The organism is Brevundimonas sp. (assembly GCF_036659295.1).
GTDB lineage: Bacteria > Pseudomonadota > Alphaproteobacteria > Caulobacterales > Caulobacteraceae > Brevundimonas.
Genome location: NZ_JAVXCU010000009.1, coordinates 20,450 through 38,935 on the forward strand (window position 1 = coordinate 20,450; position 18,486 = coordinate 38,935).

General features: G+C 61.7%; 22 protein-coding genes. 11 read left to right on the plus strand and 11 right to left on the minus strand.

What is annotated here, in order from left to right; translation table 11 throughout:
- Positions 1–24 precede the first annotated feature (24 nt).
- Genes tsaD through RSB01_RS03355 form a run of 3 tightly spaced genes read left to right on the plus strand, consistent with a single transcriptional unit; the run spans position 25 to position 2,602 of the window.
- Positions 25–1,182: a tRNA (adenosine(37)-N6)-threonylcarbamoyltransferase complex transferase subunit TsaD gene (gene tsaD / locus RSB01_RS03345; RefSeq protein WP_332619325.1), complete on the plus strand. Its 1,158-nt coding sequence runs from the start codon at positions 25–27 to the stop codon at positions 1,180–1,182.
- Positions 1,183–1,217: 35 nt separating this feature from the next.
- The gene (locus RSB01_RS03350) at positions 1,218–2,216 is read left to right on the plus strand and encodes an NAD(P)H-dependent glycerol-3-phosphate dehydrogenase (protein ID WP_332590216.1); all 999 of its coding nucleotides are present in this window, start codon (positions 1,218–1,220) and stop codon (positions 2,214–2,216) included.
- A complete protein-coding gene (locus RSB01_RS03355; RefSeq protein WP_332619326.1) occupies positions 2,213–2,602 on the plus strand; it encodes a Rieske (2Fe-2S) protein in 390 nt (129 codons plus the stop codon). Before RSB01_RS03350 ends, RSB01_RS03355 begins: the two co-directional genes overlap by 4 nt.
- A 16-nt stretch (positions 2,603–2,618) precedes the next feature.
- On the opposite strand, the gene RSB01_RS03360 is transcribed toward RSB01_RS03355, so the two are convergent.
- The 5 genes from RSB01_RS03360 to RSB01_RS03380 all read right to left on the minus strand — a co-directional run bounded on the left by RSB01_RS03360 (position 2,619) and on the right by RSB01_RS03380 (position 7,233).
- Positions 2,619–3,095 (minus strand): hypothetical protein, encoded by a 477-nt coding sequence (locus RSB01_RS03360; protein WP_332590214.1) that lies wholly within the window; start codon positions 3,093–3,095, stop codon positions 2,619–2,621.
- 14 nt (positions 3,096–3,109) lie between these two features.
- Positions 3,110–3,889 carry a creatininase family protein gene (locus RSB01_RS03365; RefSeq protein WP_332590213.1) on the minus strand — a complete coding sequence of 260 codons (780 nt, stop codon included), beginning with the start codon at positions 3,887–3,889 and terminating at the stop codon, positions 3,110–3,112.
- Between the two features lie 105 nt (positions 3,890–3,994).
- Positions 3,995–4,588: a TetR/AcrR family transcriptional regulator gene (locus RSB01_RS03370; RefSeq protein WP_332590212.1), complete on the minus strand. Its 594-nt coding sequence runs from the start codon at positions 4,586–4,588 to the stop codon at positions 3,995–3,997.
- Positions 4,589–6,178 (minus strand): DHA2 family efflux MFS transporter permease subunit, encoded by a 1,590-nt coding sequence (locus RSB01_RS03375; protein WP_332619327.1) that lies wholly within the window; start codon positions 6,176–6,178, stop codon positions 4,589–4,591.
- The gene (locus tag RSB01_RS03380; protein ID WP_332590210.1) at positions 6,178–7,233 is read right to left on the minus strand and encodes an HlyD family secretion protein; all 1,056 of its coding nucleotides are present in this window, start codon (positions 7,231–7,233) and stop codon (positions 6,178–6,180) included. The genes RSB01_RS03375 and RSB01_RS03380 overlap by 1 nt, the downstream gene beginning before the upstream one ends.
- Before the next feature lie 169 nt (positions 7,234–7,402).
- Here RSB01_RS03380 and nth point away from each other — a divergent pair, with 169 nt between their 5' ends.
- Positions 7,403–8,158 (plus strand): endonuclease III, encoded by a 756-nt coding sequence (gene nth / locus RSB01_RS03385; RefSeq protein WP_332590209.1) that lies wholly within the window; start codon positions 7,403–7,405, stop codon positions 8,156–8,158.
- Here the strand turns inward: nth and RSB01_RS03390 are convergent.
- Complete coding sequence (locus RSB01_RS03390; RefSeq protein ID WP_332590208.1) at positions 8,155–9,036, minus strand: transporter; 882 nt, start codon at positions 9,034–9,036, stop codon at positions 8,155–8,157. The two genes, nth and RSB01_RS03390, sit on opposite strands and share 4 nt — an antisense overlap.
- Positions 9,037–9,124: 88 nt before the next feature.
- Between RSB01_RS03390 and RSB01_RS03395 the strand changes: the two genes are divergently transcribed.
- The 5 genes from RSB01_RS03395 (at position 9,125) to RSB01_RS03415 (ending at position 12,004) form a co-directional block, all read left to right on the plus strand.
- Positions 9,125–10,135 (plus strand): adenosine kinase, encoded by a 1,011-nt coding sequence (locus tag RSB01_RS03395; protein WP_332590207.1) that lies wholly within the window; start codon positions 9,125–9,127, stop codon positions 10,133–10,135.
- A 120-nt stretch (positions 10,136–10,255) separates the two neighbouring features.
- Positions 10,256–10,975, plus strand: a complete 720-nt coding sequence (ccmC, locus tag RSB01_RS03400) for a heme ABC transporter permease CcmC (RefSeq protein WP_332590206.1) — start codon at positions 10,256–10,258, stop codon at positions 10,973–10,975.
- Positions 10,976–10,986: 11 nt separating this feature from the next.
- Positions 10,987–11,145 (plus strand): heme exporter protein CcmD, encoded by a 159-nt coding sequence (ccmD, locus tag RSB01_RS03405; RefSeq protein ID WP_332590205.1) that lies wholly within the window; start codon positions 10,987–10,989, stop codon positions 11,143–11,145.
- Positions 11,142–11,693 carry a DsbE family thiol:disulfide interchange protein gene (locus RSB01_RS03410; RefSeq protein ID WP_332590204.1) on the plus strand — a complete coding sequence of 184 codons (552 nt, stop codon included), beginning with the start codon at positions 11,142–11,144 and terminating at the stop codon, positions 11,691–11,693. Before ccmD ends, RSB01_RS03410 begins: the two co-directional genes overlap by 4 nt.
- Positions 11,694–11,761: 68 nt before the next feature.
- A complete protein-coding gene (locus RSB01_RS03415; RefSeq protein WP_332590203.1) occupies positions 11,762–12,004 on the plus strand; it encodes a hypothetical protein in 243 nt (80 codons plus the stop codon).
- An 11-nt stretch (positions 12,005–12,015) separates the two neighbouring features.
- Here the strand turns inward: RSB01_RS03415 and RSB01_RS03420 are convergent, their stop codons facing one another.
- From RSB01_RS03420 to ftsY, 3 genes are all read right to left on the minus strand, one after another.
- Complete coding sequence (locus RSB01_RS03420) at positions 12,016–12,633, minus strand: MarR family winged helix-turn-helix transcriptional regulator (protein WP_332590202.1); 618 nt, start codon at positions 12,631–12,633, stop codon at positions 12,016–12,018.
- 162 nt (positions 12,634–12,795) lie between these two features.
- A complete protein-coding gene (locus tag RSB01_RS03425) occupies positions 12,796–13,398 on the minus strand; it encodes a septation protein IspZ (RefSeq protein ID WP_332590201.1) in 603 nt (200 codons plus the stop codon).
- Positions 13,399–13,401: 3 nt separating this feature from the next.
- On the minus strand, positions 13,402–14,337 hold the full coding sequence (gene ftsY / locus RSB01_RS03430; RefSeq protein ID WP_332590200.1) for a signal recognition particle-docking protein FtsY: 936 nt from the start codon (positions 14,335–14,337) through the stop codon (positions 13,402–13,404).
- Positions 14,338–14,423: 86 nt separating this feature from the next.
- Between ftsY and RSB01_RS03435 the strand changes: the two genes are divergently transcribed.
- Both RSB01_RS03435 and RSB01_RS03440 read left to right on the plus strand, forming a co-directional pair.
- Positions 14,424–16,502, plus strand: coding sequence for an NAD(+) synthase (locus RSB01_RS03435; RefSeq protein ID WP_332590199.1), 2,079 nt, complete (start codon positions 14,424–14,426; stop codon positions 16,500–16,502).
- Between the two features lie 51 nt (positions 16,503–16,553).
- Positions 16,554–16,778, plus strand: coding sequence for an alkylphosphonate utilization protein (locus tag RSB01_RS03440; protein ID WP_332590198.1), 225 nt, complete (start codon positions 16,554–16,556; stop codon positions 16,776–16,778).
- 52 nt (positions 16,779–16,830) lie between these two features.
- On the opposite strand, the gene RSB01_RS03445 is transcribed toward RSB01_RS03440, so the two are convergent.
- On the minus strand, positions 16,831–17,706 hold the full coding sequence (locus RSB01_RS03445) for an alpha/beta hydrolase (protein WP_332590197.1): 876 nt from the start codon (positions 17,704–17,706) through the stop codon (positions 16,831–16,833).
- A gap of 63 nt (positions 17,707–17,769) precedes the next feature.
- Positions 17,770–18,279, minus strand: a complete 510-nt coding sequence (locus RSB01_RS03450; protein ID WP_332590196.1) for an HAD family hydrolase — start codon at positions 18,277–18,279, stop codon at positions 17,770–17,772.
- Positions 18,280–18,486: the final 207 nt, after the last annotated feature.

The window sequence follows — 18,486 nt, forward strand, 5'->3', positions numbered from 1 at the left end:
AGCAGCGAACCCGAAGGCGCAAATATGCGGCCTGTAAACCGTCAAAATGACGGGGATCAGGTGCTGACTGTCCTGGGTCTGGAAACCAGTTGCGACGAGACGGCGGCTTCGGTCGTGCGCCTTGGGCCGGACGGGGCCACGGTGCTGTCCAGTGTGATCTATAGCCAGATCGACGAGCATGCGGCCTATGGCGGCGTGGTGCCCGAAATCGCGGCCCGCAGCCATGTGGAGATGATCGACACCGTCACCCGTCAGGCCATGGAGCAATCCGGCCTCGACTGGAGCGAACTGTCGGGCGTGGCGGCAACCGCTGGCCCCGGTCTGGTCGGTGGTGTGATGGTGGGTCTGTCCTATGGCAAGGCGGTGGCCTTGGCGCGTGACCTGCCGCTGGTGGCAATCAACCACCTTGAGGGCCATGCCGTTTCGGCGCGTCTGGGTGCAGAGACGGCCTATCCGTTCCTGTTGCTTTTGGTGTCGGGTGGTCACTGCCAGTTGCTGGAAGTGCGCGGCATTGGCGATATGAGCCGCCTTGGCACCACGATCGACGATGCGGCGGGCGAAGCTTTCGACAAGATCGCCAAGGCTATGGGCTTGGGCTATCCGGGAGGCCCTGCGCTGGAGAAGCTGGCGGCGTCCGGTGATGGCTCGCGCTATGAGCTTCCGCGTGCGCTGCTGGGGCGTAAGGATTGTGATTTCTCGTTCTCGGGCCTGAAGACGGCCGCCTCGCGTCTGGCGCAGACCTGCGAGACCGAGCAGGACAGGGCGGACCTTGCCGATGCCGTACAAAAGGCGATTGCCCGTCAGTTGATGGAACGCACCGAGCGGGCGATGAAGGCCTATCTGGAAAGCCATCCGGAACTGGTGGCGTATGACGCCGCAGCCGGAGCCGCCAAGAGCGGTCAGCGCCTGTTTGTGGTTGCAGGGGGGGTAGCGGCCAACAAGACGGTTCGCGCGACTCTGCAAAAACTGGCGACAAAATACGGCTTTGGTTTCTTTGCGCCGCCGATGGCTTATTGCACCGATAATGCCGCAATGATTGCCTTGGCGGGGGCCGAAAGGCTGGAAAAAGGCTGGGTGTCGGACCTTGATGCGGTGGCGCGACCCAGATGGCCTCTGGACGAAGCGCGCGCGACAGGTGATCCTGTGCACAAGAAACAAGGGCGCAAAGGCGCCAAGGCGTGAGACCTGCGGGGAAACTCACCGCCTGCGGAGTGACTATGAATTTTAAAACGGCAGGTGTTATCGGCGCCGGTGCATGGGGAACTGCACTGGCCCAGAGCGCAGCAGCAGCGGGCCTTCAGGTCACGCTGCAGGCCCGTGAGGCCGAGGTGGCCGACAGTATCCGCACCACGCGGATCAACGAAGCCTTCCTGCCGGGGGTCGAACTGGATGCTTCGATCGCCGTCACCTCCGATCTGGCTGATCTGGCGAACTGCGATCTGATTCTGGCTGTACCGCCGGCCCAGCATATGCGGGCAACACTGGCGGCGTTTGCGCCCCATGCGCGCGCGGGTCTGCCGATTGTGCTGTGCTCCAAGGGTATCGAGCGCGGCTCGCTGAAGCTGATGGCTGATGTTCTGGCCGAAACCATTCCGCATGCGGTGACAGCGGTGCTGTCGGGCCCCAGCTTTGCCGCCGAGGTGGCGCGAGGCCTGCCCAGCGCGGTGACGCTGGCCTGTGCCGATCTTGATATGGCCGAGAAGCTGGCGGGTGCGTTGTCCGGTCCGGTGTTCCGTCCCTATTATGCCGACGACATTATCGGTGCCGAGACGGGCGGGGCGCTGAAGAACGTTTTGGCCATTGCCTGCGGTATCGTTGAAGGCCGCCAGATGGGTCGCAGCGCCCACGCGGCGGTTATCACGCGCGGCTTTGCCGAGATTGTGCGCGTTACCGAGGCTCTGGGCGGCAATCCGCAAACGGTGACGGGCCTGTGCGGTCTGGGCGATCTGGTGCTGACCTGCTCCAGCCCGCAATCACGCAATATGAGCTTGGGTCTGGCCCTGGGGCAGGGCATGAGCGTCGAGCAGGCCTTGGCGGGCAAGCGTTCGGTTGCCGAGGGCTATGAAAGCGCACCGGCCGTGCGCGAACTGTCCAAAAAGCTGAATGTCGAAACCCCGATCATCGAGGCTGTGGCCGCGGTTCTGGCCGGTGAAACCACGGTGGATGCGGCGATCGAGAACCTGATGAAGCGCCCGATCAAGCCGGAACGCGAATGAGCGAGGCGGACACCGCGCCTGTAGCCGAAGAGCGCGAGCGCGTCTGGAAAACCCCTGCCAATGTCGCCCTGTGCGCGTTTGACGATCTGGCGGACCCGTCATCGCGCGGGTTTGTGCTGCAGATCGGCGAGGCTTTTTTTCACGGTTTTGTGGTGAAGAAGGATGGCGAGGTTGCGGGCTGGGTGGATCGTTGCCCGCATGCCGGTTTCCCGATTGCCATGGAGCTGGACCGTTATCTGTCCAATGACGGCTCGGTCATCCTGTGTGGATGGCACGGTGCGGTGTTCGAGCCGCTGACAGGGGCCTGTGTCGGTGGTCCGTGTGCGGGTGGCAAGCTGACGCCTTGGCCGGTTCAGGTGGTGAACGGGATCGTTCGCACCGCCTGACACAAGCTCTCCTGAACTAGTCTTTCAGGCGCTTGGCGTTTTCGGTTACACGCGCATGCAGCGGGGCCATGATCTTGGCCTGTGCCACCAATCCTTGTGACCACAGGTTCATGCCATCGACCATGGCCTGACCCCAGAACTGGGCGACCTGCTCGGTTTGCAAGGCCAGACGTTTGGCCTCGTCGGCTTCACGCGACAAAGCATCCAGATTGGCCTGCAACTGTTGCGCATTGCGGCGGGCCATGTCGGTACAGGCCTCGCCCATTTCAAACGCCGCATGACCGGCGGCACCGGCCGAGGCTGTAAAAGCCTCGACCTTTTCCGAACCCATCCGGCCGATTTCCGCATGGTCGGCCCTGACGGGATCGACAGCGGCCTCGGCCAGTTTCTCCAGACGTTTCTGAACGACGAAGGCGCTCGCCTCGGCCATTTCCTGACCGGTGCGAAGATTGGCTTCGGCATTTCGCAAAATGTCGGAGACGGGTTTTTTCATATGGGTGTCCGAACTCAGGCTACGGGCAGAACTTCATTGGCAAACGCATTCACGTCGGCAATCAGGGCCGGCACGGCAAAGTCGATGATCTGCTGGCCTTTTTCCGGCGTGGCTTGAGCCGGGTCAGAACCGATACGGCCGTCGGGGAAGCGGGCGCGATAGTCGTTGGCATCGCGGATCGGGCCGGTCGGCGCGATCTTCGGCTCGTAGCTGGCGGTCTTTACGCGATCCGGATAGGCGGCATAGGTGACGGCGATTTCCGACGGCGTGGCGTGCGAGCCGTGACCGACTGGGAAGATGTCTTCACACAGCTTTTGTACGCCGGGCAGGTCCCACCAGTTGCGCAGTTTCAGCACGAAGGGCGGACGCTCGGCCCAAGGCTCCGGGGTGAACGACCACTCGGCATAGATTTCGGCAAAGGCGGCTTCGATGGTGGCGACATTACCGCCATGACCATTGAGGAAATAGATGCGCTCGAAACCGTGACGGGCCAGCGACGACACCCAGTCTGCAATCGCACCCATAAAGGTGGACGGACGCAGCGTAATGGTGCCGGGGAAGGCCAGATGGTGCTGGGCCATGCCGATATTGAAGGTCGGTGCCACCAGAATGTTCTCGTCGGCTTTTTCAGCCGCATGGGCGATGATTTCCGGGCAGAGCCAGTCGGTGCCCAGAAGGCCGGTCGGGCCATGCTGCTCGTTCGAGCCGATGGGGACGATGACCGTCTTGGCCAGCACATGGCCGGACTTCAGATAGGCATCGATTTCAGGCCAGGACGAAAGGTGGATCAGCATATTGAGGCTCCGCAAGGCCGCATTGGCAGCCATTCGAAAAAACAGGTCTCCTGTTTAGGCTGATCCGTGCGCGATGGCTATTGCGGCTATGGGCGTAACGGGTGTTCAGACCGCATAGGCGCGCACAAAACGACGTGCGGTCTCGTTGGCATGATTGACCGCGTCCATATCCAGAGCCTCCAGCCCTAGAACCATGCGCAGATGGGCATGGCCCAGCACCATGCCGACAAACATCTCGGCCGCCTGATCGGGGTTCTGGATAGCCAGCTGGCCCTGTTCGTTGCGCTCTTTGAGCCATTGCGACAGACGGCGCAGGCTGCGGGCGGGACCAGCATCGAACACGGCGGCGGCCAGTTCGTGATCTTCGCGCGAGACAAAGGCCAGTGCCCGAAGATGCTCCGAGCTGTTGGCCTGCACGACCCGTGTTAACAGGGCCATGGCCATGCCGCTGAGCGCCTGTTGCGGGCTGCCGGTATTTTCCAGCGGCGAGGTGATGGACAAGGAACGCTGGGTCAGTAGCGCCCGAGCCAGCTCGGCCTTGGAGGGATAACGATTGTAGAGGGTCTGTTTGGAAACACCGGCAATGCGCGCGATCTCGGCCATGGATGCTTTGCCCCCCTTGCGGGCGAACAGGTCGATGGCGGCGGCCATGATGGCCTCGCTTTTCTGTTCGTCGATCTGGCCGGGGGCTCTGGGCATCTAGTGTATCTCGGCAGAGGGGGCGGGCCGGTCCGTTTTGGCCGGACTGGCAAACAGGGTGACAACGGCGGCAAACGCACACGCAACCGCCAGTAGGGCAAAGGCATCACCGAAAGCCTGCGTGGTCGCCTGCTTCTGGAACATGCCGTAAACCGCTTTCAGGGCCGAGGCGTGCGGGTCGATCGAGGATGCAAACCTTGCGGTCAGGGTCTCGATCATTTGCCGCATCTGCACATGGGTTTGATCGACCTTCGAGGTCAATTCGGCCATATGTCGCGCCGTGTTCTGGGTGATGCTGGTATTGAGGATGGCCAGCCCGAAGGCCCCGCCCACATTGCGCGACAGGTTCACCAGACCCGAGGCATTCTTGACCATATGCGGGGGCAGGGTGGCCATGGTCACCTGTTGCGAGGCGATCATGGCGATCATCACACCGGCACCGCGCATGGCCTGCACACCGGCAAACTCCCAAAAGCCCCACTGCTCGGTGACCAGACGTGCATCCCACATGCCCCATGAGGCCATGATAAAGCCGACAAACATCAGGATGCGGGCATCGACCATCCGGACCAGACGCCCCGCAAAAGGACCCATGGCAAACATGGACAGGCCCGAGACAACCATGGTGGTGCCGACCTCGGCTGCTGAATAGTCGCGCACCCGTCCCAAGAATAAGGGGATCAGGAACGAGCCACCGAACAGGGCAGCCCCGAGGGTAAAGGTCATAATGACCCCGACCAGAAAATTACGGTTGCCGAAGGCCCGCAACTCCACAATCGGGTTCTTGGATGACAGAGACCGCCAGATAAAGGCGGGGCCACAAATGGCGGCCACAACCGTCAGCAGCAGGATGTGGTCATTGGCGAACCAGTCCTCCTTGGAGCCTTCTTCCAGCACGAATTGCAGGCTCATCAGGAAGGCGGCCATCAGCAACAGCCCCTGCCAGTCAAAGCCCTTGGCCAGAGACGGATCGCCCTTGTCGAAATCGGCATAGCGGCCGACTAGAAACAGCACGACCATGCCGGGGAAGATGTTGATGAAGAACAGCCAGCGCCAGCTGAGCCACTCGGTCAGATGCCCGCCCAGTGTCGGTCCGACGGTGGGGGCCAAGGTCACGATCAACCCCATAATGACGCTGGCCGTCACCCGCTTTTCTGGCGGGAAGGCGGTAAAGGCCACAGCAAAGACGGTGGGGATCATGGCCCCACCGACAAAGCCCTGAATGGCGCGGAAAAAGATCATCATCTCGATGGATGACGACAGCCCGACCAGAACGCTGGTGATCAAAAATCCGGTGCAGGAGGCCAGAAACACCTTCTGGGTGCCCCACAGGCGCGACAGAAAACCCGACAGCGGGATCATCACCACTTCGGGGATCAGATAGGCGGTCTGGATCCAGCTGATTTCATCGGCCGATGCCCCGATGCCGGCCTGAATCTGGGGCAGGGAGGAGGCGACGATCTGGATATCCAGAATGGCCATGAACTGGCCCAGAACCATGCCGGCAAAGCCGAGCAGCAGCATGGTCCAGTTGATGGGAGCCTCGCCCTCGGCCGTATGGGCATGCGCGGTGGTTGCGGCGGCGCTCATCAGCGGGCATCAGGCTGGGCTTGGGCGGCGCTCTTGAGGTCCACCGTGACATGCACCGACAGGCCGGGACGCAGGCCCAGACGGGCGGCGTCCTCAACGGCGATCCGTACCGGCACACGCTGGGTGATCTTGGTGAAATTGCCGGTCGCATTCTCGACGGGGATCAGGGCAAATTCCGAGCCGGTCGCCGGCGCAAAGCTGTCGATCACACCCTTGATCTTGCGGTCGGGGAAGGCGTCGGCCTTGATGGAAACCTGCTGGCCCAACTGCATGCGGTTCAGCTGGGTTTCCTTGAAATTGGCCACCACATAGATGTCGCCCAGAGGCACGACCGACATCAGCGGGCTACCGGCCTGAACCACCTGACCGACGCGCACACCGCGCGCGCCAACGGCGCCCTTGATGGGCGCGCGGATTATGGTGCGCTCCAGCGTGAGACGGGCCTGCTCGACGGCGGCCTCGGCTTTTTGCACGGCGGCCGTGGACTGGTTGCGCGACGAGGACAGTACACCAAGGGTGCGCTGTTCGGCGGTCAGGGCGGCTTGTGCCTGCGCGACGCTGGCGCGGGCGGTGTCGGCTTGAGCGCGCTGGGTGTCCATGCGCTGGGTCGAGACCCAGCCCTGACGGGCCAGCTGGCCGTAGCGGTCCACCTCCTTGCGGGCCAGATCGGCCTGTGTACGGGTCTGGTCCACAGCGGCGGCGCGGGCGGCGATGGCGGCCTGTTGTTGTTCCAGTTGGGCATCGACATTACCGACGGCGGCTCTTAGCGCAGCCAGATTGGCCTCGGCCTCGGCCAGTTCTGCCTTGGCATCGGCATCGTCCAGTCGCACCAGCACCTGTCCGGCCTCGACATTCTGGTTATCCTTGACCAGCACTTCGACCACCTGCCCGCCGATGCGCGGGGCGATCATGACCATGTCGGCCTCGACAAAGGCGTTGTCGGTCTTTTCCCACCTTTGCTTGCTGATCCACCAATAGCCGCCACCCACAATAAGGGCGATAGCCACAGCGACAGCGATGAACAGGGGCAGGCGTTTGCGCGGGGAGGCGGCCATGGTGAACAACTGAGTTGGGGAGGAGTTGAAATTTGGCGCGAAAAATGGACCCATTGGTCCAAAAATCAATAGGCGAGTTTTGCCAAAGCCTGTTTTAATGCGCGGGCCGGACTATGGGCGGCCTCAAAGGCTTGCTTCCAAAGGCTTTCGCGGCCATGCCAATAGGGTCATGACCGATGCCAAACGCCCCGTTTCAAAGTCTGTTCGCGCCGCGCTGACCCCGTCTTCGGGTGTGCGCAAATCACGTCAGCCGAAAAAGGCACCTGTCGGGGTGATCGTGCGCTGGCCGCCCAGCAAGACCAAGGTCGAGACGGTGTTTGCGCGTTTGTCGGCCATCATGCCCGAGCCCAAGACCGAGCTGGACTTTGTGAACCCCTATACGCTGGTGGTGGCGGTGGCCTTGTCGGCACAGGCGACCGATGTGGGGGTCAACAAGGCGACCAAGGCCCTGTTTGCCGTGGCCGATACGCCCGAGAAAATGCTGGCGTTGGGGGAGGAGGGGTTGATCCCCTATATCGCCTCCATCGGGCTTTATCGCACCAAGGCCAAGAATGTGATCGCCGCCGCCCGTATGCTGGTCAATCAGCACGGCGGTCAGGTGCCGCTCAACCGCAAGGACCTACAGGCCCTGCCGGGGGTCGGGCGCAAGACCGCCAGCGTGGTGCTGAACGAACTGGATATCGAACCGGCCATTGCCGTCGACACCCATGTGTTCCGTGTTTCGCACCGTCTGGGACTGGCCAATGGTTCGACGCCGGACAAGGTCGAGGACCAGTTGCATCAGGTGGTGCCCAAGAAATGGCTGGCCAAGGCGCACCACTGGCTGATCCTGCATGGCCGCTATACCTGTCTGGCACAGCGGCCTAAATGCGGGGGCTGTGTGCTGGCTGATATCTGCCCGTCGCGGGCCAGTTTTGCCGACTAGAGACGGGCTTTGACGGCTTGTGCAAAGCGGGCACCGGCCTGTGGCGCAGAGGCCAGATAGAAGTCAGGCTCGATCAGCTCGGCCTCCATCAGCACCCATTGACCGACCTCGTCGCGGGTCAGGTCGATACGGGCATAAAGCAGGTCATCGCCAAACGAGTCGAGCACCGCTTGGGCTAGGTCTAGCGCCTCGGGCGGGGCGCTCTCGAGCGCCTGATACTGGCCACCGAACTGCACCTGAATGCGGAACTCGCCCGTGACGGGGCGCTTGTTGACGACATGGGACAACTGACCACCAAAGAAAAAAAGCGAGGTTTCGCCCTCGGTTTCGATGGTGGGCAGATAGGACTGGATCATCGCCGCCCCTTGCGGAGCCTTGGCCAGTTTTGCGGCCCAGTCCGTATTTCGGTCCAGACGCAGCGTCCGGTATGCCCCTGCGGAAATGGTCGGTTTGACGATCAGCACATCGCTGGCCAGATCATCAAAGGCCATGTCGATATCGCGCGCGGTAACACGCTCGACAAAACGGGTGGCGGCCATCGGGATGCCGTGATCGATCAGCCCTTGCAGATAGGCCTTGTCGGAGTTCCACATCAGGGTCTCGGCACTGTTGGCCAAAGGCAGGCCCTCATCCTTCCACAGCGCGCAGGCCTTGAGCCATTTTGCGTGGTCACGGTGATAGCCCCAGACAATCACCGGCAGGATCAGGTCATAGGCTTTCAGGCCCGAAGCATCCTCGGCATGCATCGTCCACGGTTCGGCATGGACCTGCAGACCCGCCTCGACCAGCGCGGCTTTCAGAACCTCCAGCACCTGTGGCCACTGTCCGGCATAGGAGGGGTCGGCAGGGTCGGGGGTCAGGATGGCAATCTTGGACATGGTCACTCTAACGCTTTGCAAAACCGTAGAACGCGATATTTCACGTGAAACAGTGGCGCGAAACCCCTCGCGCGACTAAGGAAGCCCTATGACCCAAAACACCACTGATGTCCGTTTCGATGTGCTGGCTGTCGGCAATGCCATCGTTGACGTTCTGGCCCCGTGCGAGGCCGCCTTCCTTGAACAGCGCGGCCTTGTCCCCGGTTCGATGCAATTGGTCGACGAAGACCAGAGCGCACAACTGTATGAAGGCATGACACCGGGCGTAGAGGCTTCGGGCGGTTCAGCTGGCAATACCGTGGCGGGCGTGGCTTCCTATGGTGGTCGTGCGGCCTATATCGGCAAGATCGCCAAGGACCAGCTGGGCGAGGTGTTTGCCCACGATATCCGTGCGGGCGGCGTACATTTCGATACACCGGTTCTGGAGGGCGGTGCCGGTACCGGCCGCTGCCTGATCAACGTCACCGGTGACGGCCAGCGCACCATGTGCACCTTCCTCGGCGCTGCCAACCAGCTGACCGTGGCCGATATTGACGAGGCGCTGATCGGTTCCAGCGCCATTGTCTATCTGGAAGGCTATCTGTTTGATCCGGCTCCGGCGCGTGCAGCGTTCGAAGCCGCAGCGGCTGCGGCCCACAAGGCCGGTCGCAAGGTCGCCATCACCCTGTCGGACTCGTTCGTGGTTCACCGCTGGCGCGCCGAACTGCTGGACTTCATCAAGACCTCGGCAGACATCGTTCTGGCCAACGAAGCCGAGCTGGCCGCCCTGTTCGAGACCGAAGATTTTGACGCCGCTGCCGACCAACTGGCCGCTATTGTCGAGATTGCGGCGGTCACACGCGGCGAGCATGGCTCGGTCATCATCTGCGGCGAACAGCGCGTTGCCGTCGCCGCCTTTGCCGTGGACAAGGTTCTGGATACGACCGGTGCCGGTGACCAGTATGCAGCCGGCTTCCTCGTGGGTCTGGCGCGCGGTCTGTCCCTGACCGATGCAGGCAAGCTGGGTTCGCTGGCCGCTTCGGAAGTCATCGCCCACTGGGGCCCGCGTCCGCAGGTCAAGCTGGCGGAACTGGCGGCTGAGCACGGCCTGACCCTATAATAAAACAGGGCAGCTAAAAAACAGGGCAGCAGGTGCGTCATGCGCCTGCTGCCCTTTTTCTTTTGGCCGTGCGGTTACGTCTGCTTGCTGTCCTGCGCGGGGACGGGTAATCGGCAAACTATGTTTGGTCTCGCCAATCCCGATCGTTTCATGCGTTTCACCGGCCCTCTGGTTCCGGTGCTCTGGGCTGTTGCTATCGGCCTCTTGCTTTGGGGGACGGTGCTGAGTTTCTCGGTGCCGGAAGATTACCAGCAGGGTGATACCGTCCGCATCATGTTCATCCATGTGCCGGCGGCGATTGTCGGTCTCGGGGCATATCTGGCTCTGGGCGTTTCCAGCTTTTTTGCCCTCGTATTCCGTCATCCTCTGGCCGATGCCGCTGCGCGTGCCGCCGCCCTACCGGGCGCAGCCCTGACGGCCCTTGCCCTGTTTACCGGATCGCTGTGGGGCAAGCCCATGTGGGGCACATGGTGGGTGTGGGATGCCCGCCTGACCTCGGTGCTGGTGCTGTTTCTCTTCTATATCGGCTACATGGCCCTGCGCTCGTCGATTGACGATGAACAGCGCGCCTCCAAGGCTGCGGCTGTGCTGGGCATGGTGGGGCTTATCAACCTGCCGATCGTGAAATTCTCGGTGGACTGGTGGAACACCCTGCACCAGCCCGCATCGCTGATCCGCTCGGGCGGCACCAGTGTCGATCCGGCCTATCTTCCCGCGCTGCTGGCGATGATTTTCGGTTACGGACTTTTCTTTGGCGCGATCTGGTTGACCTCAATTCGCAGTGAGGTAGGCCGCCGCCGCGTATTGTCTCTTAAGGCCCGTGCGGCCCAAAACGCCTGAGAGAGGTCCAGATGTTCGATTTCGATATGGGAAAACATGCGGCCTATGTCTGGCCTGCATGGGGCGCGACGATCGTGGTCTTTGTGGCTCTGGCCGCGCGTGCAGCCACTCAGTCCTTACGCATAAAGCGTGAGCTGGCCCGTCTGGAAGCTGACAGGAAGTCCCGATGAACCGCTGGATCGCCGCCATACCGGTTGCGGCCCTTGCGGCGCTCGGACTGTTTCTGGCCTTCCAGATGCAGCAGATGTCCAAGAATGGTGCCGACAGCCGTTATGCGCCCGCCGCTCTGGTCGGACAGCCTGTTCCCGAAACCGTTCTGCCCCTGCTGGAAGGTGATGTCGCGTCCAACCGGATGCTGGACATCAAGACCGCTGCTGTCGGCAAGCCGATGGTGCTGAACGTATTTGCCAGCTGGTGTGCGCCATGCCGCCTCGAGCACCCGCAACTGATGGCGCTCAAGGCGCAGGGCATCAAGGTTGTCGGCATCGCCTACAAGGATGATCCGGTCAAAACCCGTGCCTTCCTCGATGAACTGGGTGATCCGTTCGATGTCATTCTGGTCGATCAGGAAGGCCGCGCCGGATTGGATCTGGGTATTTCCGGTGTGCCGGAAACCTTCGTCGTCGATGCCTATGGTGAAGTGACCTACAAGGCCTCGGGACCGATCCTGACCGATGCAGACCGACAGGCGCTGGAACAGGCTTACAAGGCCCGCTGACCGGCGGTTTAAACAGGGTGAGCGCGGCGTTAACTATAACTTAGGGCCGGTCGGGCAAAGCTTGTCCTATGTCGGCCATTGCTCCAGATCGTCCGTTCTTTCCCCCCAACCCGACAGGGCAGGGCGGAGCCTCCGCGTTCAATGCCACGCGGGCGCTAAAGGACGCACAGGCGGCCTTCTTCAGACCGGTGGCAGCCAGCGTCACACCAGCGGTGGCCCAACCGACCAAGTCTGAAACCGTAGACCTGCCCGCGCTGGATACCCAGCCGGCGTTCAAACGGCCGGGTTCCTATCTGGATATCCGCGTCTAGGATTCTGCAGGCTATTGCGGCTCTGCGGTAACCGGCTGGGCCTTGGCTTTTTTGGATTTCTTGACCGGCTCGCCATCATCGGACTTGGCGGCCTTCTTGGCCAGTTTGGCGATCTTGCGGGCTTCTTTGTCAGCCTTTTTGGCGGCTTTCTTGGCGATCTTGATCTCTTCGGGGGCCTTGTCTGCGACCTCGGCCAACTGGGCAAGAGTTTCAAGGAAGGTCTGGCGACGGCCTTTGGACAACATGGCCAAAATACGCTTGTCGGCTGCGGCCACACAGGGCCGTGCGGCCTCCAGGGCGGCAAGGCCTTCTTCTGAGACACGCACCGCCTTGGCGCGGGCATCCAGCGCCGACTTCTCGCGCAGCAACAGCCCCTTGGTGGTCATGCGGCTGACCAGATCGGCCAGTGTGGAACGGTCGATGCCGGTGGCCTTGACCAGTTCGGTCTGGGTCAGGCCCTGACGCTGGGCGGCCACTTCCAGAACCGCATACTGGCGCTGGGTGATGCCGCTCTGGGCCGATTCCTCGGCATAGATATCGAGGCACAGTTGCAAGGCGCGGTGCATCAGATGGCTGGGCGACTGAGCCAGTTCATTGATCGGGGTCTTGTGTTTGGCAGCTTTGATCATCGGCTCTCTCGACATGGGGCGTCTATGTGTTGGCTAACAATCGGGGTTAAAGCTTTGACGACGGTTCAAAGGCGGTGTGCTGACATTTTCAGCGAAGGCGGAAAACAATAAGGCCCGCCGTCTGAATAACGGCGGGCCTTGGGAATGGTTCAGCTTTGAAGATCAGGCGCTTTGTTCGGGCTCTTCTTCCTTGATCAGGTGCTTCATGATGAAGAAGACCTGCCAGATACCGAAGGCCGCAGAAGCCACCCACAGCCCCCCGCGGAAGGCGACCCAGAAGTCATCGGACTGGGTCCGCCAGATGGTTTCATTGACGATGGCTACACACAGGAAGAACAGGCCGTAGCGCAAGGTCAGTCCACGCCAGCCCGCATCGGTCAGGTTAAAGGCGCTGCCCAGAAGATATTTGAACGCCGCCTTGTTGAAGACCAGTGAGCCCAGAAGAATGGCCGACAGGGCCAGATTTTGAACCGTGATCTTGATCTTCAGCAGGTTGGGGTCGTGGAAGAAGATGGTCAGGGTGCCGAACACCAGCGCAAACAGACCACTGAACAGCGGCATGGGCGCAAGGCGTTTCTCCAGCAACCATCCGGCGACAAGGGCAATCGCCGAGGCACCGACCAAGACCCATGTGGCCTGGATAATGGCTTCGCTACTGTCCATTTTCTGGAAGAAACGCAGGAAGACATAACTGCCCATAAAGGCAATCAGCGCACCGAAATCGATGGCCTGGCGCAGGTTTGAATTTTGTTTGCCTTCGGCCAAGTATCAGTCCTCCAGACCGACGAGAGAGCGGGCAAAGGCGGTGGCGTCGAAGTCTTGCAAGTCTTCGATCCCCTCGCCGACGCCGATCAGTTTAATGGGGGCGTCCGACGCCTGTGCCACCGGCACCAGAACGCCACCGCGGGCGGTGCCGTCCAACTTGGTCATCACCACGCCCGATACATAGGCCGTGCGGCCAAATACTTTTTCCTGCTCCAGCGCATTGCGCCCCACCGTGGCGTCCAGCACCAGCAGGGTTTCGTGCGGGGCATTGGCATCGACCTTTTTCAGCACGCGCACGATCTTCAGCAGTTCGTCCATCAGGGTGGACTTGTTCTGCAGGCGACCGGCCGTGTCGATCAGGACAACGTCAAAGCCTTCAGCCTTGGCCTTGGTATAGGCATCAAAGGCAAGGCCCGCCGCATCGGCACCGTCGCGGCGGCTCTCGAAATGCGCGCCCGAGCGGTCCGCCCAGACTTTCAGCTGTTCGCGGGCGGCGGCGCGGAAGGTATCACCCGCCACGATCATCACCTTGGCCCCCTTGGCCGTAAGATCGGCGGCGATCTTGCCCAGAGTGGTGGTCTTGCCCGATCCGTTGACGCCGACAAACAGCACCACATAGGGCTTGTCGCCGCTTAACGGGTCGAATTTGGCCTGACGCGGCGCAAGCTCGGCGGCGACCGCCTCGGCCAGCGCTTCTTTGACCTCGCGCTCGTCCGAGGTCTTGCCGAACCGCAGGGCGCGGAAGCGCTCGACGATGCGGGCCGACGCCGCCGGACCCAGATCGCTCTCGATCAGATGTTCCTCGAGTTGTTCGAGGTGCTCTTCGGACAGGGGTTCCTTGGCGAAAGTCGAGACGACCTGATCGGTCATCTGCTTCGAAGAGCGGGACAAACCCTCGCTCAGTCGCTGGAACCAGCCTTTTTTCGGCGTATCGCTCATAGAAACTGCTCTAGCCGACGATGGTTCTCAGGTCACGCGCGAACCTATAAGGATAGGTGTCCTGTTTCGCTTTCCGGAAAGTTGCCATGGTCCAGTCGAGACATCCCTTCTTTGAAGCCCGTACCCACGGTTTTGTGCGCACCGCGGCGGCGACGCCTGTGGTGCATGTGGCCGATCCGGTCACCAACGGGGACGAGCACGAGGCGCTGATCCGCAAGGCCGCCGAAGAAGGTGTTGATCTTCTGGTGTTTCCGGAGCTGTCGCTCAGTGCCTATGCGATCGACGACCTGCATATGCAGTCTGCGCTTCTGGAGGCGGTCGAGGACCAGATTGCCCGCCTGTGCGCCCTGACCGAACAGTTTGATCTGGTGGCGGTGGTCGGGGCTCCGCTGCGACATGGTGACAGCCTGTTCAACTGCGCCGTGGTGCTGGGGGGCGGTGAGGTTCTGGGCGTGGTGCCCAAGACCTATCTGCCGAACTACCGCGAATATTATGAAAAGCGCTGGTTCGCCCCTGCGGCCTCGCGCACCGAGGACGCCATCAGCCTGAACGGAGAGCGCGTCGATTTCGCGCCGGGTCTGGTGTTCGAGGCGGTCAACCGTCCGGGCTTTATTTTTGCCGTCGAAATCTGCGAGGACTTCTGGGCCCCGCAACCGCCGTCCACCCGTGCGGCCATGGCGGGCGCGCGTATCCTGTGCAACCTGTCGGCGTCCAACATCGTCATCGGCAAGTCAGACGAGCGCGCCCTGATGTGTGCCTCGCAATCGGCCCGCACCTTGTCGGCCTATGTGTTTGCCGCCTCCGGCTGGGGTGAGAGCACGACCGATCTGGCATGGGACGGTCAGGCCATGATCCACGAACTGGGGGTCAAGCTGGTCGAGGGCGAGCGGTTCTCGCTGGAAAGCCATCTGACCATTGCCGATGTGGATGTGGACCGGATCGGTCTGGACCGTCTGCGTAACGGCACCTTTGCCGACTGCGCCCGTATGGAGGGCGAAACGGCCGTGATCGTGCCGTTCGAAGCGGGCGAGGGTCCACAGGAAGGCCCGATGGGCGATGTGATACGCCCGCTGGACCGTTTCCCGTTCGTGCCCGACGATGCCGCGCGCCTCGATCAGGACTGCTACGAGGCCTTCAATATTCAGGTTCAGGGCCTGATGCGTCGCATGACGGCGACAGGCGCAAAGACGCTGGTGATCGGGGTTTCGGGTGGGCTGGATTCCACTCAGGCCCTGCTAGTGGCGTGCCGCGCCTTTGATCGGCTTGAAATCCCGCGCTCTGGCATTCTGGCCTATACCATGCCCGGCTTTGCGACCTCGGACGGCACCAAGTCGAACGCCTGGGCGCTGATGAAGGCGCTGAAGGTTTCGGGCCACGAGATCGATATCCGCCCCGCCGCCAGCGCCATGCTGGAAGGCATCGGCCATCCCTATGCCAAGGGCGAGCCGGTCTATGACATCACGTTCGAGAATGTTCAGGCGGGCCTTCGCACCGACTATCTGTTCCGTCTGGCCAACCACAATAACGGCTTCGTTCTGGGTACGGGCGATCTGTCGGAACTGGCGCTGGGCTGGTGCACCTATGGCGTCGGCGACCATATGAGCCATTACAACGTCAATGGCGGCGTGGCCAAAACCCTGATCCGCCATCTGATCCGCTGGGTGGCCGACAAGGCGGTGGTGGGGGCGGGGGCCAGCCCGACGCTGCACGCCATTCTGGCCACCGAGATTTCGCCCGAACTGGTGCCCGCAGGGGCGGACGGAAAAATCCAGTCCACCGAGGGCACGGTCGGCCCCTATGCGCTGAACGACTTCTTCCTGTTTTATATCAGTCGCTACGGCATGAATCCGTCCAAGGTGGCCTATCTGGCGCATCAGGCTTGGTCGGATGCCACACGCGGGCTGTGGCCTGCCGGTATGCCGGACGAAGAACAGGTCGCCTATGATCTGGAGGTCATCCGGTACTGGCTGCGGAAATTCCTGATCCGTTTCTTCCAGACCAGCCAGTTCAAACGCTCGGCTGTACCTAACGGACCCAAGGTGGTGACGGGTGGATCCCTGTCGCCGCGCGGCGACTGGCGGGCCCCGTCCGACAGTTCGGCGCGGGTCTGGCTGGAGGAGTTGGACGGCAATCTGCCGCCGGTCACCCTCAGCCGCGTACAATAAACCCTGCATACAACATGGTTTTTCTTCGCGCAGTCAGCTACAGGGCCCTTTATGACTGATGAAATCACCCGCGACAGCAATGGCGCTGAGCTGAAAGACGGCGACAGCGTAACCCTCATCAAGGACCTCAAGGTCAAGGGCTCGGGGGGCGTGACCCTCAAGCGCGGCACCAAGGTCCTCAAGATCCGCCTGACCGGCGATCCGGAAGAGATCGAGGCCAATGTCGACAAGGTGCGCGGCCTCGTGCTGCGGACCGAGTTCGTCAAAAAGGCCTGACCTTTAGGGTCGGATGAAAGCAAAAGGGGCGCTGTTACCAGCGCCCCTTTTTTCAGGTCTGTTTTGACAGGAAATCGAGAATGGCCTCGCTGGCCTCCGGCTCGTCCAGCATCGGGGCGTGGCCGATATCGGGCACCTCGACCAGAGACGCTTCTACGCCTTCGTCCAGCATGCGGGCCGCAATCGACGGGCTGAGCAGGTCCGAACTGCCGCCGCGCACGATCAGGGTCGGGCGCTCGGCCAGTGTACGGAACAGCGGCCACAGGTCCGGCACCAGAGCCGCTGCGCCACCGGCACGGATAGGGGCCGAGATATCGGGATCATAGGCCAGCACCGGAACGCCTTCGGTATTCTCTGTGAAAATACGCTCGGCAAAAGCCGTCCAGTCACTATCGTCATAGTGCGGGAAGGCCGCCTCGTTGATAACGCGGGCATAGTCGGCAGCCTCGGCCCAGTTGGTGATGCTGACCGGCTTGCCGGTATAGGCAGCGATACGGGCCAGACCTTCGGGGGCCACTTCGGGACCGACATCATTGAGGATGGCCGCGGCAATGGCCTGCGGGCGCAGCGCAGCCACGCACATGGTGATCAGGCCGCCCATGGAGGTGCCAAGGAAGATGGCCCGTTCAATGTTTTTGTGATCAAGCAGGGCGGTGATGTCGCCCGCATAGACGGGCGGTACATAGGTCATGGGATCGCCAGCGCGTTGCGACTTGCCGCGCCCGCGCACATCGACGGCCAGCACACGATAGCCTTCGTGGCAGAGCAGGCTGGCAATGCTGTCAAAATCGGCGCTGTTGCGGGTCAGGCCATGAATGGCCAGAACGGGCAGGGGGCGTGCAATGCCCTCGGGCTGATAGTCTCGGCCATAGAGTTTCAGACCATCAGAACTCGTCCAGTAAAACTCCGAAAACACGACACTAGACATCCCGAACCCATCCCTCAGTTAATGCGATAGGGACAGGTTATTCACCAAATGTAGAAATGTCGATCAGCCGCCGACTATGGTCGATACGAGGTCGTTCAGGTTGCCGCCGGTGAAGTGAAAGCCCCGTACACCGGCCTTTTGGGCCGCCTGCATGTCCGACAGATTGTCCCCGATCATGATCGAACTTTGGTCGAGGCTCAGGTCCAGATCGGCCGCCGCCCGCAGCAACATGCCGGGGTTGGGTTTGCGATCGGGATGGTCGGGATGTTCGTAACGATGCTCGACCGCCACCTTGTGGAAGGGGCAGAAATAGATGGCATCGATTGTCGCGCCGCCCTTGGCCAGTTCGGCCAGCAACAGTTTGTGGAAGGCGTGCATGGTGTCTTCGGAAAAATATCCGCGCGCAATGCCCGACTGGTTGGTGACGATGACAGTCACATAGCCCGCATCGTTCAGCCGTTTCACAGCCTCGGCCGCACCGGGCATCATCTGAAGCTGATCGGGGCGGTGCGGATAGCCGCAATCGTGGATCAGAACACCGTCGCGGTCGAGAAAGGCAGCAGGGCGGCTCATGAAATCTATCACCATCGTTATAAGGCTATGGCTGCCCCATACCCCGCTGGCACGGGTTTGACCACGTCGCTATGTGACGACTTCGTTGCATCCGGCAACGCGAAGTGACCTTTCGGCGTTTTACTGCATGGCAGTGGGTTTGCTAGGAAAGCGTCAATTCGTATGTGACGCGCCTGATTTGCGCCGCCCCCGACCGTGTGGAGAGCG